The organism is Hymenobacter actinosclerus (genome assembly GCF_900111515.1).
Taxonomy (GTDB): domain Bacteria; phylum Bacteroidota; class Bacteroidia; order Cytophagales; family Hymenobacteraceae; genus Hymenobacter; species Hymenobacter actinosclerus.
Genome location: NZ_FOHS01000002.1, coordinates 84,610 through 100,862, shown reverse-complemented (window position 1 = coordinate 100,862; position 16,253 = coordinate 84,610). Strand labels below are relative to the sequence as shown.

The 16,253-nt window shown below is 62.3% G+C and carries 13 protein-coding genes; 4 read left to right on the top strand and 9 right to left on the bottom strand.

Annotated features, from left to right (window positions below; genetic code table 11):
* Nucleotides 1-69: 69 nt before the first annotated feature.
* On the bottom strand, nt 70-1,695 hold the full coding sequence (locus BMY67_RS06810) for a hypothetical protein (protein WP_092769833.1): 1,626 nt from the start codon (nt 1,693-1,695) through the stop codon (nt 70-72).
* Between the two features lie 350 nt (nt 1,696-2,045).
* Here BMY67_RS06810 and BMY67_RS06805 point away from each other — a divergent pair, with 350 nt between their 5' ends.
* Nucleotides 2,046-2,492, top strand: coding sequence for a PA2169 family four-helix-bundle protein (locus tag BMY67_RS06805; RefSeq protein WP_092769831.1), 447 nt, complete (start codon nt 2,046-2,048; stop codon nt 2,490-2,492).
* 286 nt (nt 2,493-2,778) lie between these two features.
* Here the strand turns inward: BMY67_RS06805 and BMY67_RS06800 are convergent, their stop codons facing one another.
* Nucleotides 2,779-4,695: a DEAD/DEAH box helicase gene (locus BMY67_RS06800; RefSeq protein WP_092769829.1), complete on the bottom strand. Its 1,917-nt coding sequence runs from the start codon at nt 4,693-4,695 to the stop codon at nt 2,779-2,781.
* Nucleotides 4,696-5,143: 448 nt separating this feature from the next.
* Nucleotides 5,144-5,335 (bottom strand): cold-shock protein, encoded by a 192-nt coding sequence (locus BMY67_RS06795; protein ID WP_019947277.1) that lies wholly within the window; start codon nt 5,333-5,335, stop codon nt 5,144-5,146.
* Nucleotides 5,336-5,570: 235 nt separating this feature from the next.
* On the opposite strand from BMY67_RS06795, the gene BMY67_RS06790 reads away from it, so the two are divergent.
* Nucleotides 5,571-5,996 (top strand): acyl-CoA thioesterase, encoded by a 426-nt coding sequence (locus tag BMY67_RS06790; protein WP_092769827.1) that lies wholly within the window; start codon nt 5,571-5,573, stop codon nt 5,994-5,996.
* Between the two features lie 96 nt (nt 5,997-6,092).
* On the opposite strand, the gene BMY67_RS06785 is transcribed toward BMY67_RS06790, so the two are convergent.
* Nucleotides 6,093-6,815, bottom strand: a complete 723-nt coding sequence (locus BMY67_RS06785) for an NADPH-dependent F420 reductase (RefSeq protein WP_092769825.1) — start codon at nt 6,813-6,815, stop codon at nt 6,093-6,095.
* A gap of 391 nt (nt 6,816-7,206) precedes the next feature.
* Here BMY67_RS06785 and BMY67_RS06780 point away from each other — a divergent pair, with 391 nt between their 5' ends.
* Nucleotides 7,207-10,710: a UvrD-helicase domain-containing protein gene (locus tag BMY67_RS06780; RefSeq protein ID WP_177189728.1), complete on the top strand. Its 3,504-nt coding sequence runs from the start codon at nt 7,207-7,209 to the stop codon at nt 10,708-10,710.
* Between the two features lie 154 nt (nt 10,711-10,864).
* On the opposite strand, the gene BMY67_RS06775 is transcribed toward BMY67_RS06780, so the two are convergent.
* A complete protein-coding gene (locus BMY67_RS06775; RefSeq protein ID WP_092769821.1) occupies nt 10,865-11,659 on the bottom strand; it encodes a M48 family metallopeptidase in 795 nt (264 codons plus the stop codon).
* A gap of 44 nt (nt 11,660-11,703) precedes the next feature.
* Nucleotides 11,704-12,354, bottom strand: coding sequence for a hypothetical protein (locus BMY67_RS06770; protein WP_092769819.1), 651 nt, complete (start codon nt 12,352-12,354; stop codon nt 11,704-11,706).
* A 157-nt stretch (nt 12,355-12,511) separates the two neighbouring features.
* Here BMY67_RS06770 and BMY67_RS06765 point away from each other — a divergent pair, with 157 nt between their 5' ends.
* Nucleotides 12,512-13,762: a TCR/Tet family MFS transporter gene (locus tag BMY67_RS06765; protein ID WP_092769817.1), complete on the top strand. Its 1,251-nt coding sequence runs from the start codon at nt 12,512-12,514 to the stop codon at nt 13,760-13,762.
* Between the two features lie 108 nt (nt 13,763-13,870).
* Here BMY67_RS06765 and BMY67_RS06760 read toward each other — a convergent pair whose 3' ends face one another.
* The 3 genes from BMY67_RS06760 to BMY67_RS06750 form a co-directional block, all read right to left on the bottom strand.
* Entirely contained in the window at nt 13,871-14,374 is a 504-nt protein-coding gene (locus tag BMY67_RS06760) for a vitamin K epoxide reductase family protein (RefSeq protein WP_092769815.1), read from the bottom strand.
* A 185-nt stretch (nt 14,375-14,559) separates the two neighbouring features.
* On the bottom strand, nt 14,560-15,480 hold the full coding sequence (locus BMY67_RS06755; protein WP_092769813.1) for an alpha/beta hydrolase: 921 nt from the start codon (nt 15,478-15,480) through the stop codon (nt 14,560-14,562).
* A 35-nt stretch (nt 15,481-15,515) separates the two neighbouring features.
* The gene (locus tag BMY67_RS06750; protein ID WP_092769811.1) at nt 15,516-16,226 is read right to left on the bottom strand and encodes a hypothetical protein; all 711 of its coding nucleotides are present in this window, start codon (nt 16,224-16,226) and stop codon (nt 15,516-15,518) included.
* Nucleotides 16,227-16,253 lie beyond the last annotated feature (27 nt).

Here is a 16,253-nt window from a genome sequence, read left to right as displayed (position 1 = left end):
CCCCTTTGCACTGAGTAGGCTGGTTGCGTCGGGGCCGGACGACAGGCCGGCGCCGGGGCAAATCAGACGCTAGTAGCGGTTGTCGTAGTCCTCGTCGCGGCGGTTGTTGCGGCGCGACGACGAGTAATCGTCCGAGGAGCTGTTGTAACGGTCCTGGTTGCGGCGGTTCTGGGCGTAGTTGCGGTCATTGTCGCGCTCCTGGCTGCCATAACTGCTGTTGCTGCCCATCGAGCCGCCGCGGTTCATCGAGTTGTCGTCGTTGTACGACTGCGAGCCGTAGTTGCCGCGCTGGCTGCCGTAGCCGCCGTTGCCCATGCCGCGGTTGCCCGACGAATACTCGTCGTTGCCGTAGCCGCTGTTCATGTTGCGCCCCCCCTGGTTCATCGAGCGGTTACGCTGGCTGTAGTCGTCCTGGCTGTAGCTGTTCTGGCTGTAGCCGCGGTTGCTGCGACCGTAGTTGTCGTCGTCGCGGCCGTAGCTGCCACCGCCATAGTTGCTGTTGCCGCGGTTGTCGCCGTAGCTGCTACCGCCGTAGTTCCGGTCATTGTCGCGGCTGCCGTAGCCGCCGCTGCCCATGCCACTGTTCATGCCACGGTTGCCCGATGAATAGTCGTTGTCGCGGTTGCTGTAGCCGCCGGAGTTCCGGTCGCGGCCGCTGCCCGACGAGCGGTAATCGTTATCGTAATCCGACGACGAGCTGCGGCCGTAGGAGGAGGACCCGCCGTAGTTGCGGTCCTGGTCGGAGCCGTAGCTGCTGCTGCCACCGCGGTAGTCATTGTCGCGGCCCGAGTTGCTGCTGCCGCCGTAGCTGTTGCTGCCGCCATAGTTGTCGTTGCGGTCGTAATTGCTGCTGCCGTAGCTGCTACGGCCCTGGCGGTCGTTGTCGTAGTTGTTGCTGCGCATGTTGCTGTTGCTGCCCATGCCCATATCGTCGCCCTGGCGGCCGTAGCTGCCCTGGTGCTGCGAGCTGCCGGAGTTCATCCAGTTGCGGTTGTTGTCGTTCTGGCTGCCGTAGCTATTGTTCGAGTCGTGGCGGTCGTTGTCGCGGTCCTGGTACGACGAGCGTCCGTAGTTATCCGACGACGAGGACGAGTAGTCGTTGCGGCTGTTGTAGCTGCCGCTGTTGCCCGAGCTGCGGTCGTTGTCGCGCTCCTGGCCGTAGCCCTGCTGGCTGCTGCGCATCGAGTTCCGGTCCTGATAGCCGGAGTTCATCGAGTTACCATACTGATTGTCGCGGTTCTGATTTTCGGAATTGTTCATAGCGTTCTGTGAGTTAGAAGATTGATGGTTAGTTGTAGTGGCCGCGTCGGTGCTGCCCGAATGTTGGGCGGAGGCACCTGCACTACTTTTTTTAGCGGCAGAATCTTTTTTGTCCGAGTCTTTCTTGCCCGACTTGCTCGTACTATCCGACGCTTTGCCGGTACTGGTCGAGCCTGACTTTTTAGCATCGGGCTTGAGCGACGAAGGGTTGGCCTCCTTGTTGGGCTGCTTCTTGGTGTCGCCCAGCGCGCCCTTGCCAACGCTCATCTCAGCCGAAGCCAACTCCTTGCTGGTAGTCATGCCCGAGTTGTTGCCGGTAGCATTGCCGGTGCCGCTCATCGAGCCGCTGGCACCCGACGAGCTACCCGAGCTCATGCCCGAGGCCGACGAACTATTGGTGGTGGAATCGGAAGTCTTCTTTTGTTCATTTTCCATTGTAGGGCGGGATTAGTAGTGGATGAATGAATGCGGGTAAACTGGTAGTTCATACGCCCTCTATTCCGTACCGTTTGGATTAATAACGTGCAAATTATTGGGTATTTGCACTTTTTGAATCAGGCAGGCAACTCAGACGGCGCTACTGTGCCGTTGGTTTTCATTTTCCTTATTGAAATAAACAACAGCATTTTACCAAGCTCATGCGTACTGCTACGGCCAATGCTACCCGGCATACCCCTACTCGTTCGGCTACCATCAACCCGCCCCGGCAGGCAACCCCACACGGGCTTTAGGAGTAAAGGGAGGCATTACACTTTCCCATTTCTTAACCCTAAATTTCTTTCCTTATGGATTCCAAAGTAATGCAAGCCGGCCTCAACGAACTTATCGAAACCCTCAAAGACGGCCAGAAAGGCTACGCCGAGGCCATGACCGACGTAGAGGACGCCGACCTGAAAGAGCTTTTCAAGAAATACGCCGCCCAGCGCGCTCAATATATCACGGAGCTGGAAGACCAGATGTTCAAGCTGGACCTCAAGCCCGACGAGGAATCGTCCATCACCGGCACCGTACACCGCGCCTTCATCAACCTGAAAGGCCTCGTAACCGGCAAGGACCGCCACAGCATTCTGGCCGAGTGCGAGCGGGGCGAGGACTACGCCAAGGCTGCTTACGAGAAGGCCCTGAAGATTCAGGACGCTCCCGCAGCCCTCAAAGCCGTTGTCGAAAAGCAGGCCGCCGGCATCAAGCAGGCCCACGACGAAATCCGGGACCTGCGCGACGCGGCCAAATAAATCGCTGATTCTCGCTGATTAATCGTGATTTCACTGATTTTTTGACGCGCAACATCAGCTTACACAAAAAAGGACGCTTCTTCTGAAGCGTCCTTTTTTGTGTAAGCTGATGTTGCGCGCATTTACAAGTTACTGTTTTAAGGTAACTCAAACAGCTTCCAAGCCCCTAAGCACCAAAAGCAACTAGCCCCGGCCTCATTGAGGCCGGGGCTAGTTGCTTGATTCTATTAATCTACGCTGACCCGATGATCAGTGAAATCACGGTTAATCAGCGAGGATCAGTGATTTATTCGTCGTCGCGGCGCTTGCCTTTGTAGCCGCCGCCGTAGCTGCCACCGCGGTTGCCACCGTAGGAGGAACCACCGTCGCGGTTGCCACCGTAGCTGCCGCCACCGCGGTTACCACCGTAGCTGCCGCCACCGCGGTTGCCACCGTAGCTGCCACCGTCGCGGTTGCCGCCGTACGAGCCACCGCCGCGGTTGCCGCCGTAGCTGCCGCCGCCTTCGCGCCGCTCACCGCCGCCGAAGCCGCCCGGACCCTTGCGGGGCCGCTCGTTGCCGAAGCGGTTGCCGCCTTCCTGCTGGGCATCACCTTCCTGGAGGGGCGTGGCAATGTTGAAGGCCACTGGCCGGCCCTGGATGGAGCTGCGGCCGAGCTGGGTCACGATTTCTTCCACGAACTCGTTGGGCACTTCCACGAAGCTGAACTTGTCGTAGAGGGCGATGTCGCCCACTTTACCGGCCGTGAGGCTGGTGTTTTCGGCAATCAGGTCCACGATGTCGCGCGGGTGCAGGCGGTCCTTCTTGCCCATGGTCACGAACAGGCGGGTGAAGCCGGCCCGGGCGGCACCCTGGGTGCGGCTGGCGTCGAGGCTTTCCTGGGCCCGCTTGTCTTCCTTCATCGTCATCTTCAGCAACGCGGCTGCAATGTCGAGGGAAGTAATGCTTTCGTCGGTGCTCTGGTCGATGAGGCGCTGCACGCGGCTCACGTACTTGTCGAGGTTGCCCTTCTCAATTACGTCTTTAATCGAAGCGAGCATGAGCGTGGTTTTCACCTCCGACACATCCTCAAACGACGGCACGCGCTCCTGCTTGATGGTGGCCTTGGTGAAGCGCATGATGTCGCGCAGCTTGTAGATGTCGCGGCCGCTCACGAAGGTGAAGGCCTTGCCCTGCTTGCCGGCGCGGCCGGTGCGGCCGATGCGGTGCACGTAGTACTCCTCGTCGGCGGGCAGGTCGTAGTTGACCACCACTTCCACGTTCTCCACGTCGATGCCGCGGGCGGCTACGTCGGTGGCCACCAGGATTTCGAGCGTACCCTTGCGGAACTTGTCGAGCGTGTTCTGGCGCTGCTGCTGGCCCATGTCGCCGTGCAGACCCTCGGCGAAGTAGCCCTTGGCCTGCAAGTCGCCCACGATGTCATCGACCATGCGCTTGGTGTTGGCGAACACAATGCCCGACTTGATATTGTACATATCAATCAGGCGCGTGAGCACGTCCTTCTTCTGGGGGCCGCGCACCTCAAAGTAGCTCTGCTCGATGTTGGTAACGGTCATCTCCTGATGATTCACCTTCACGATTTGCGGCTCCTTCTGGTAGCGCTTGGTCATCTCCATGATGGGCTTGCTCATCGTGGCGGAGAAAAACACGGTCTGGCGCTGCTCGGGCATCTTTTTGAGCACCGTCTCGATGTCGTCGCGGAAGCCCATATCGAGCATTTCGTCGGCCTCATCGAGGATGATCATTTTGCAATGCTCCAGCTTGAGCGTGCCGCGCTCGATGTGGTCCATCACGCGGCCGGGCGTGCCAATCACAATCTGCACGCCGCGCTCCAGGGCCCGGAACTGACGGTCGTACGACGAGCCACCGTAAATTGGCACTACGGCGAGGCCACGCTTGTACTTGCCGAGCTTCTGGATTTCGCCCGATACCTGCACCGCCAGCTCGCGGGTAGGGCAGAGCACGAGGCACTGCACTTCGCGCGAGTCGGTGTCAATCAGCTCAATAGCGGGGATGGCGAAGGCGGCCGTTTTGCCGGTGCCCGTCTGGGCCTGGCCGATTACGTCGCGGCCGGCGAGCAGCGCGGGAATACCGGCGGCCTGGATGGGCGAGGCTTCTTCGTAGCCCACTTCGGCAATGGCACGCTGCATTTCTTCAGAGAGGGTCAGCTCGCTGAACTTGGTTTTGGGGGTTTCCTGGTCCATATCGATGTTAATGGAGTGAGAGAGATAAGCTCTGAAAACAGCGGATTCAGCGACGCTCTTCTCCCACTCTCTCCACAACGACGAGTGACGGAAGCAACGGACGGAAGACAAAGCCGGCCCAACAAGTTTCTATAGGCAGCCATAAGCTGCGCGGAACGTGGCCGTTCTCAAATGCGGGTGCAAAGGTATGGTTTTTTGCCGGGAAAAGCTAGTTTAAGGTGAAGGAGGATAAAAGGTGAGTGGAAGAACGTGTCATGCCGAGCGGAGCCGAAGCATCTCTACCGCTTCGTCGCGACAGAAATCAAACGATAGTATTACCTCTGCGGTAGAGATGCTTCGGCTCCGCTCAGCATGACGGTTCTTTTGGCACCCTATTTCCATTCGCCAAAAAAAAAGCAGGCTCCCTAGTAGGGAGCCTGCTTTCTATGCTATCTAAAAAGAAGGTCGCTTAGGCGAGCTTTACTTTAACAGCGTTAGGACCTTTGCGGCCCTGGGCGATTTCGAACTCAACTTTGTCCTGGTCGCGGATTTCGTCGATGCACTCGGTCACGTGTACGAAAACGTCTTCGCCGGTCTCGTCCACTTTGATGAAACCAAAACCTTTGGTCTCGTTGAAGAATTTTACAGTTCCTGTCTGCATGGGTACTCTTGATGATGATGGATGTTTTGTAGCTAGAAAAGCAGCCTGAGCTTGATTAGGCTATCTTTTGACAGAAACGCAACCGGGCAACGAAACCGCTTATTCTTAACTTGCATCAAATATACAGGTATATTTTAGAACTGGAAGCGGATGGCAACGTCGGGTCCGAAATTTTAGTGTGCCCGGGCTACCCCGGCGGCCCGCCAACTGCCCGGCCGCCGTACCTTTGAGCTCCATGGATACGCCCGCCACCCCTGCCTTCCGCTTCGCCCACCCGCTCAGGGTGCAGCCCGCCGACATCGACGACCTCGACCACGCCAACAACGTGCAGTACGTGCGCTGGGTCCAGGACACGGCCACCGCGCACTGGCACGCCGCCTACCCGCCCGGCACGCCCGGCCACACCTATATATGGGTGGTGCGCGAGCACCGCATCCAGTACCGCCACCCGGCCCTGCTGCACGATGAACTGCGCTGCACCACCTGGATTGGCGAAGTGCGCGGCGCCCAGTGCCAGCGCTTCGTGCGCATCGAGCGCGCCGCCGACGGCAAGCTGCTCTGCGAAGCCGAAACGCAGTGGGTGCTGCTGGACCCCGTCAGCAAGCGGCCCCTGCGCATTGAGGCCGGCATGCGCGACTATTTGTGGGGGCCGGTGGGGTAAGCTCATTCGCATCCAGGGCAGCCCTTCTACAAAGAGGTAGTCCGGCCACGCCTGCGCGCAACCGGACCGTTTCTGTATAAGGGGTAGAACCCATTGCTAGAGCTGGGCGCCCTGGTTTTTCATTTCCTGCTCCTGGGCGGCGTGGTTGGCCGCGAATTCGGCGCGCTGGGCTTCGGTGCGCTCGGTGCCCAGGCTGGCCAGATGCTCGCGCAGCTTCCCGGCGGGCATATCGGCGCCGTAGGAGGGCGTGCCGGGCTGCTGGCGCCACGACTCGTGCAGGGTGCCATCGTCCACGGCGTCGAAGCCCAGCTCCTCCACCAGCTTCATCACCTGCTGCTTGGCGGCATTGTCGTCGCTGGCGACGGGCAGGGCAATGCGGCCGGGCGTGCCGGCGGGCTGGCCCTTGTGTTCGAGGTGGTCGGCGTAGATGTTGTTGAATACCTTTACCACCGGCCGGCCCAGGTGCTGCTGCACCCACTCGCTCTCGGTCAGGTCGCCGCTTTGCAACTCCGGAATCTGGCCGTCGCGCAGCATGGGGTAGTAGTTGCTGGTGTCGATGACGGGCACCTCGGCGCCTACGCCCTCAAACAGGTCTTGGGGCAGGTCGGGAATGTTTTTGAGCGGGATGGTCACCACAATAAGGTCGGCATGGCGGGCAGCCTCGCGGGCGGTGGCGGGCGTGGCGCCGGTTTTTTGGGCTACGTCGGTCAGGGTTTCGGGGCCGCGGGAGTTGGCAATGCGTACCGAGTGGCCGAGGCTGACGAGCCGGACGGCGAGGGCGCTGCCGATGTGGCCGGCGCCGATAATTCCAATGTTCATAAGGCTGTTGTTGGCAAGTGAAAGGGGAAACCGCAACTGCGCGGCCCGGTTCTAAGACCACCTGGCCGGCCGCTTTGTTTGGCCCCGAGCCGGCCGACGCCCCGCCAGCGCCGGCCGGGTAGTTGTGCCAAGCGGCAAAAAACGCGCTGTCCCGCTCAGCCGGCACGCCTTCGCCGACGCGCTTACAGCAATGTTCAGGTTGCGGTACCGGGTGTCGAGACGCACTAGTTGGCGTCTCGTCGGTGAGCGGCTCAGTAGCACAACGTCAGCAACGACGAGACGCCAGCTGTTGCGTCTTTACACCCGGTACCTGAACTCGAAATTTGCGCTATTTGCCCGATTGGTAGAGGGATTAATTCGACCTTTGCAGAGCTACCGTATCGCTGCTCCCATGCCCTCCCAGCCCACCTTCCGCATCTACTCCTCCTCGGCCGGCTCCGGCAAAACCTACCAGCTCACCAAGGAATACCTGAAGCTGGCGCTGGGCTCGGAGGAGGCGGGCTACTTCAAGAGCATTCTGGCCATCACGTTCACCAACGACGCGGCGGGCGAGATGAAGCAGCGGATTCTGGGGGCGCTGCGGCGGTTCGCGCGCCTGCCCGAGGGCCAGACCGACCCGCTGCTGGCCGATATTGCCCGCGAGCTGGCCGCCGAGGGGCCGCTGGCCCACCTCGAAACGGCCGCGGAGCGCGAGCGGGTGCTGCGCGAGCGGGCGGCGGCCACGTTCCGGCTGGCGCTCTACCACTACGCCGATTTCGCCGTGAGCACCATCGACTCGTTCGTGCAGCGTATTGTAACGGCCTTTACCCGCGAGCTGGGGCTGCCGGCCACGTTTGAGGTGGAGCTGGATAGTGCCCTGGTGCTGCAAGGGGCGGTAGCGCTGGTGCTGGATAGAGTAAACCGCGACCCGAATGCGGATTTGCTGTCGCGCACGATTTCCGATTTCGCCCTCAACAAGGCCGAGGAGGGCAAGAGCTGGAACAATTTGCCGGAGGAGCTGGTCGAGTTCGGGCAGTTTTTGCTGAGCGAGCCGGTGCACGAGGCCATGCAGCAGTTGCAGGCACTGAGCCTGGCCGACTACCGGCGGCTGCACGAGGGGTTGCGGGCCCGGCAGCAGGAAATTGAGGCCCTGGTGCGGCAAACCGCCGCCGTAGCCCTCGAAACGCTGGCAGAGGCCGGGCTGGCAGCCGAGCATCTGGCCAGCGGGGCCAACGGCATCTACGGGCATTTCCAGAACTGGCACCGCTGGCTGGAGGCCCCCGCCAAAGAGGCCAACTTCCCCACGGCTACCGCCCTCAAAACCATAGAAACCGATAAATGGGGCAGCGCCGCCGCTAAAAAGCAGGGCCGCGAAGCCGACGTAGCGGCTGTGGCCCCAACGCTGGCCGAGGTGTTTACGCAACTCCAGCAGCTGCGGGCCCGGCTGCTGCCCAGCTACCTGCTGGCCACCGGCATGCTGCCCTACGTGTTTCAGGTGAGCTTGCTGAGCGAGCTGAGCAAGGCCGTGGAGCAGCTTAGCCGCGACCGGGGCGTGGTGCTGATTGCCGAGTTCAACCGCCGCATTGCCCAGATTGTGCTGCACGAGCCGGTACCATTCCTGTACGAGCGGCTGGGCGACCGGTACCAGCACCTGCTGATTGACGAGTTTCAGGACACCTCGGTGTTGCAGTGGAACAACCTGCTGCCGCTGGTGGAAAACGCCCTGGGCAGCGGCCACCTCAACCTGGCCGTGGGCGACGCCAAGCAGGCCATCTACCGCTGGCGGGGCGGCGAGATGGAGCAGATTCTGCGCCTGTATAAAAACGAAACCCGTCACCTCTACGACCGGGTGCCCGACCCCGAAACCCGCCAGCGCCTGGCCGACCGCTACCAGACCGTCGACCAGGCCCTGGAGCCCCGCAACCTGAACGTGAACTACCGCTCGGGCCGGGGCATCATCGAGTTCAACAACGCCTTTTTCGGCCACGTAAGCGCCACCCACGGCGCCCTGCCGCTGGTGCAGGCGCTGTTCGATGCCGACTTCACCCAGCAAAGTCCGCCCGGCGGCGAGGGCCGCGCGGCCCACGTGGAGCTGCTGTTTACCGACGACGACGCGCCCGCCACCCGCTACGATGCCACGGCCGGCACCTTCACGCCCGAGCTGCTGCCCGGCTACCTGGTGGGCCAGACGTTGGATTACGACGAAAGCACGCTCTACCTCACGCTGCAACTGGTGCAGCAGGCGCTGGCCGACGGCTACCGGCTCCAGGACATTGCCGTGCTCTGCCGCACCCGCGGCAACAGCCGCCGCACCGCCAAGTTCCTGAAAGAACGGGGCTACGACATTATCTCGGCCGACTCCTTGTCCCTGGAATTCGCGGAGGTCGTGAACCTGCTGGTGGCGGTGTTCCGGGTGCTCAACCGGCCCGCCGACACGCTGGCCCGGGCCGAAGCTCTGCTACTGGTCGACCGCGTGGTGCGGGGCCACGCCCCCACCCCCGACCGGGCCCGGCGCTGGGCCGAGCTGGCCAATGATAAGTCGGCCGAGCCGTTTTTTGATGAGCTGCGGGCCCTGGGCTACGACCTGAAGGAGCAGGAAACCGGCAACCTGGGCCTCTACGAGCTGACCGAGCGGCTGCTGGGCCTGTTCAAGCTGCTGGAGCGGGCGGCGGAGCGCGAGTACCTGTTCCGGTTTCTGGATTTGACCCTCGAATACAGCCTGCGCTACGGCAACAACCTCAACAACTTCCTGGCCTACTGGGACCAGAAGAAGAGCAGCCTGAGCATCAACGCCCCCGCCGGCCGCGACGCCCTCACCATCACAACGGTGCACAAGGCTAAGGGCCTGGCCTACGGGGTGGTGATTGTGCCGTTTGCCGACTGGAGCTTGCGGCCGTTTATGGGCACGCTGCTCTGGGGCCGGCTGCCCGCGGTGGCCGACCGCCCGGTGGCCGAGATGCCCGGCGTGGCCGTGCTCAGCCAGAAGCAGGATTTGCTGCTCACGCCCCTGGCCGCGCAGTACACCGAGGAGCTGGAAAAGACCTTTCTGGAAGGCCTGAACATGCTCTACGTGGCCTTCACCCGCCCCCGCCACCGCCTCTACGTCATCAGCAAAAAGCCCCGGCCCGCCAAAGCCAGCGGCAAAGACGACGGCGAAAATGCCCCCGAAAAAACCGCCGGCACGGTGGCCGAACTGCTGTACCGCTACCTCGTAAGCACCAATCAGTGGGACGACGAGCAGATGGCGTACGTTTTAGCTTCTTCAGCTGATAGCTTAGAGTTGTTAGCTGATAGCTCTTCGTCGGGCGAATCAAACGGCCAGAAGCCGGCGCCGAAAAACGAAGAACCGAACACGAACAACGAACTCCAGTTAACCAACCTGACCAGCACGCCCTGGGAGAAGCGGCTGAAGCTGCGGCGGCACGCCAACACGGTGTTCGATTTCGATGAGCAACAGGAGCAGCGCGAGTGGAACCGCCGCCTGCACTACGCCTTGCGCCGCGTGAAACAGGCCGCCGACGTGGAGCGCGTGGCCTCGCAGCTGGCCGCTGAGGGCCTCATCAGCCTCCAGGAGCGGCCCGCGCTGCTGGCCAAATTGCGCGAGGTAACCGACGATGCGCGGCTGGCCCACTATTTTAGCCCCCAGGTAGCGGCCGAAACCGAGCGCGAGATTCTGGTGGGCGGCACCCGCAAGCAGGACTACAAGCCCGACCGCATCGTGTTCGAGTCGGGGGGCAGCGGCACGGGCCGCCGCGTCACGCTGCTCGACTTCAAGCTGCCACCCGCCGAATACCGCCACCGTGTGCCGTTGCAGCAGTACGCCGCCCTGTTCCGGCAGCTGGGCTACGAACAGGTGCGCTGCGTGCTGTACTACTTCGACAGCCGGGAAGTGGTGGAGTGGATTGTGGGGGAATGAGGGGATGCGGTAAGAATGGAAGGAAGAAGTATGTCATCCTGAGCATGTCGCGCATCAAGCGAGGACGAAGGACCTATACGGAGGCTAACATCAAACTATGCCTTCTGTATAGGTCCTTCGCAAGCTCAGGATGACAGTACCTTACGTTATCAGCTTACTTCGTTGGCTTGGCGAAACCGTCTTTCTGGGCCTTCTCCATCACGATGGTCATGCGCTTCTCGCTGTCGGGGTGCGAGGAAAAGAGCTGGGCACCTTTGCTGGCTTTGGCGCCGCCCGAGAGGTCGTTGAGCTTGCCGAAAGCGGTGGCCATGTACCAGGGATTCACTTTTTGAGCCTTGAGCAGGTCGTAGCCGTAGGCGTCGGCGCTGCTTTCCTGGGCGCGCGAAAACGAGGCGTTGGCAATGGCCTGGCCCAGGTCGCCGAGCTGGGAGTCGCTCAGGGCGCCGGCGGCGCCGCCCTGCGAGCTGGCGCCTTCCTTGAGGGCCGAGGCCATCAGGGCCGTGCGCATGGCGTCCTTGGAATCCTTGTGCTTCACGTGGCCGATTTCGTGGCCGATGACGCCCAGAATTTCCTGGTCGCTCATCAGGTCCATGAGGCCGGCAAACACCCGCACGCTGCCATCGGCGCAGGCAAAGGCATTCACGTCCTTCACCAGATACACCTTGTAGTTCATGCTCATGCCGTCGTAGGTATCGAGGCCGGCCACGATTTTCTTCAGGCGCTGGGCGTAGGGCGAGTTGGCGGGCGCAACGGGGTTGTTTTCGTCGCTCCACTTCACGTACTCCCTGGTGTGCTCGATTACCTCGGCATCGGAAACGGTGGCAGCTTTGGCGGCTTTCAGGCCCGCGCCAATGGTTTTGGTGTTGAGCTTGAGCTGGGCCTGGGCACTAAGGCCGGTGCCGAGCAGCAGGCCGGAGGCCAGCAGCAGTTTGGGTAAACAGGTTCGCATACAGAAAGGGAAAGGGGTAAAAGAATTGAATGGAAGGAAAACGTTTAATTGATACGCCGAAACCGGCCTTCGCCCTGCACCAGAAAGTGCCACAGGTTGCGGGGGTATTTGCTGATGGGCACCCCGGCAGGGACGGAATCGCGCAGCGCCACCGTGGCGCTGGCCGCCGTGAGTGGGCTACGCAGCAGGCCGGTGGTTTTGAAGTACACGGTATCGGCCGTGAGGCGGGTGACTTCGGCTAGCGCGTAGGTGTCCTCATCCGTCATGCCAATGGTTTTGTAGCGGGCCCCTTCCATTACGTCGGTTTCCACTACCGGCTGCTCGGCGGCTGATAGGGCGGTAGCTGGCGTGGGGTCGCTAAACCAGCCGACGCCGAAAATGAAGGCCAGCGCCAGGCCAAACAGAATGAGCACCGCGAAATTGCTGATGGGGTAGCGCGCCTGCTGCTGCAGCTGCTGCACCGGCGGGCGGTAGCCTTCGGGCATCTGCTTGAGCCTGGCAATCGTCTGCTGGCAATGGCCGCAAACGGTGACGCTTAGTTTGCTGAACGGAAAAATCGGGGTCCAGAACAGGCTGGCGTAGCGGGAGAAAACGGTGGCGCTGAGCTGGCCCGTGGTGCCGCAGTGCGTGCAGCTGGTAGTGAGCAGGGGCGCAGTAAGCAGGCGGGAGGAGCCGGTTCCGTAGAAAAACAGCATGTACTGGTTTTAGGCAATGGTTGCGTAGAAATGTACCATCAACGGCGGCGCGAAGAACGAAGAAAAACCTGAATCTTTCGATATTCCTCCGATTCATTGGCGCCGGGCAAGCGGGCCGCTAACCTTGTAGCTTTGCGGCCCGCTTGCCCGCTGCCCCATGGAACCCACTGCTACGCCCGCGCCCCGTTCGGCCCTCACCTTCATTTTCATCACCCTGCTGCTCGACGTGACGGGCATCGGCATCATCATCCCCGTCATTCCGAAGCTCATTCAGCACCTGACGGGCGGCTCGGTGAGCGAGGCGGCGCAGGTGGGCGGCTGGCTGGTGTTTGCCTACGCGGCCATGCAGTTCCTGTTTTCGCCCGTGCTGGGCAACCTCTCCGACCAGTTTGGGCGGCGGCCGGTGCTGCTGTTTTCGCTGCTCGGCTTCGGCATCGATTACCTGTTTCTGGCCTTTGCGCCCACCATCGGCTGGCTGTTTGTGGGCCGGGCCGTGGCGGGCATCACCGGGGCCAGCGTCACCACGGCCTCGGCTTACATTGCCGATGTATCGACGCCCGAAAAGCGGGCCCAGAACTTCGGGCTGATTGGGGCGGCCTTCGGGTTGGGGTTCATTGTGGGGCCGCTGCTGGGCGGGGTGCTGGGCAAGTACAGCCACCAGCTGCCGTTTCTGGCCGCCGCGGGCCTCACGCTGCTCAATGTGGTGTACGGCTACTTCGTGCTGCCCGAGTCGTTGCCCGTGGAGCGGCGGCGGCCCTTTGCCTGGAGCCGGGCCAACCCCGTGGGCAGCCTACGGCTGCTGGCCCGCTACCCCGTTATTCTGGGGCTGGTGGCCTCGCTGCTCTGCATCTACGTGGCCGCCCACGCCACCCAAACCACCTGGACCTACTACGTTATCGAGAAATTCAGCTGGACTGAGGATTTGGTGGGCTACTCGCTGGCCACGGTGGGCTTGCTGGTGGCCTTGGTGCAGGGCGTGCTTATCCGGCGCATCAACCCGGCGCTGGGGCCCAAGCGGGCTATTTTCTTCGGCATGCTGCTGTACGCGGTGGGCTTCGTGCTGTTCGCGTTTGCCAGTCAGGGCTGGATGATGTTCGCCTTTCTGGTGCCCTACTGCCTGGGCGGTATTGCCGGGCCGGCCTTGCAGGGCATTATTTCGGGGCAGGTGCCGGCCAACGAGCAGGGCGAACTGCAAGGGGCCCTCACCAGCCTGGTCAGCCTCACCTCCATCGTGGGGCCGGTGCTGATGACGAGCCTGTTCCGCTACTTCACCCGCCCCGAGGCCCCGGTGTATTTCCCCGGCGCGCCCTTCCTGCTGGCCGCCGGCCTCACGCTCATCAGCCTGGCCCTGGCCACCCGCGCCCTGGCCAGCTACCTGGCGCCGGCGAGCGACTCGGTGAATGAGTGAGGCGGTGAATGGGTGAATGGGTGAATGGGTGAATGGGTGAATGGGTGAATAAAGAACGGTCATTCTGAATGACCGTTCTTCAGAATGACAGGTCGTTTTCTGCCCCAATTATCCCTTGCCCAGCAGCTTCTTCAGCCCCTTTAGCGCCTCGGGGACGGCCAGGGCCAGCGAGGCGAAGGAGGCCACGGTGGCGACCTGGCAGTAGAAGCACAGGGCTTTGTTTTCCTGCCATTCTTCCTGGCCCAGCTTCACGGTGTTCAGCACGTCGAAGAGCACCTTGGCGCCCATGGCCACGGGTAGCAGGGGCTTGTCGGTGGCGCGCTTCAGGCCGCCGGCGCCGGCCAGGGCGGCGGTGAGGCCATACGTTACAATCATGGGCAGCGCATCGGGCGTGTCGACGCGCTTGTAAGCGTAGTCGGAGGCGTCTACTTTGTCGGAGTTGAAGGGGCCGATGGGCGGGTCGGGCAGGTGGTGGATGATGCCGGTCTGGTAGAGGCTCACGATTTGACCGGCGGCCACGCCGACCAGCGAGAGGCCGATTATCCAGCGGCGGCGGGTCATGTCGGGGCTCTGGCCCTCGCGCAGTTCGTGGCTGAGTTGGGTGGGGTTCATGGTTTTAAGTCAAAGGGGGAAAAGTCAAAAGGAAAAGCGCCGGCCCAAAACCAGCCAGTGCTTTCCTTCCTGAAACCTACGCGCCCTTGCCGGCCGGGGTTCCGGTGGCGCCTGGCCCCTACCGCCCGCCCCCGCACCACCCGCGCCGGCTAAACATCAACTCACTATCTCACCAACTCACCATCTCACCGCGTCAGCCAGCCGTTGGCGTCCAGCCAGTTGTGCAGGCGCTCCATCCAGTCGTCTTTGGTGGTGGCGTTGCGCAGGCCGAAACCGTGGCCGCCTTTGGGATACAGGTGCATTTCGGCGGGCACGGCGTGATGCAGGCATGCCTGGTAAAAGAGCAGGCTGTTCTGTACCGGCACCGATTTATCATCCTGGGCGTGCACCAAAAAGGTAGGCGGCGTTTGGGCCGACACCTGCAACTCGCCGGAATACAGCTTCACCTGCTCGGCCGATGGCGTGGCGCCCAGCAGCCGGGTGCGCGAGCCGGCGTGGGTGAGGCTGTCGGCCATAGTGATAACCGGATAAACGAGCACCAGAAAATCGGGGCGCACGGAGGTGGTGCCTGGATTGGGCCCCAGCGGCTGGGCGAAGTGGGTGCCAGCCGAGGCCGCCAGGTGCCCGCCAGCCGAAAAGCCCAGCAGGCCAATCCGGGTGGGCTGCACGTTGAACTGGGCGGCCTGCTGACGCACCAGCCGCACGGCCTGCTGGGCATCGAGCAGGGGGGCCTGGGTTTTGTCGGGCTGGGCGGCGTCGTTGGGCAGGCGGTACTTGAGCACGAAGGCCGTAACGCCCAGCTCGTTGAGCCGCTCGGCCACCTGGTAGCCTTCCTTGCCCATCGACAGTGACTCGTAGCCTCCGCCGGGGCAAATAATGACGGCCGTGCCGTTGGCCTTATCAAGCGGGGCGCGGTACACCACCAGCTCGGGCTGCACCACCTGCCGCACCCGCTCGGAGCCGTCGGATGCTTTTTCGGTGATTTCCTGCACGGCGCTGGGCGTGGCGTTGGGGATGACGCCCGAGTAGAGCGGCAGCCGGCGCTGGGCCTGGGCCAGCGGGGCAGCCAATACCAGCGGCAGTAGGGCAAGCAGTACGTTTTTCATAGGAAAGAAGGGTTGTGGTTGAACAGGTTTTCTGCTTAATACTCGCCCGGCCCGGCCTGCACCCGCAACACAAGTTCAGCCCCCAGGCTATCGACGCCTCTGAATAGCTCGGGGTTGAACGCTAATCCGGATTCCAGGTGCTGGGGCAGCAGGTAGTAGCCGTGCGTTTCGGCCACCCGCTCCCAGCGCAACGTAGCGAATTCCAGGTACGCGAGCCAGGTGGTGCTCGCGGGCGTCTGGCCGGGTCGGGGCTCCACGAACTGCAGAAACATGCCCCCGGGCCACTCGCGGGCTAAGTCGCTGACGAGCTGGCCGTGCAGGCCCGCAATTTCGGGCTGGGTTTGCAGGCGATGCAGGCCGGGGTAGTGCTGCTCCTGGGAAGCCAGCTCTTCCCATTGGTCAAGCCAGGCCCGAAACTCCGGCCCCAGTTTTTCCCGGTCCGGCTCCAGCTGCTCGATGCCCAGCAGCTCCAGCGGCCCGCGGCGCAGCAGCACGGTTTGCTCGGCCGCCACCGGCGGCGGTTCCGGCAAGGGCGGGTAACCCAGCCGCCGCCGCACAGGCCCGACCAGTCGCAGCCGATTCTCCCACGCCACCACCACCAGCAGAATGGGCACCACCAGTATCGCCATCACTACTATCGCCGCTGCAACACCCACCACAAGCGGTACGGCCTGCACATCTTCCCAAAAAGAAGTTGGGGGCACCACCGGCGGCGGAATGATGGTTTGTTGAACCTCGAATTGCATAGTCTCCTAAAAGCAAGCACTCTCAGA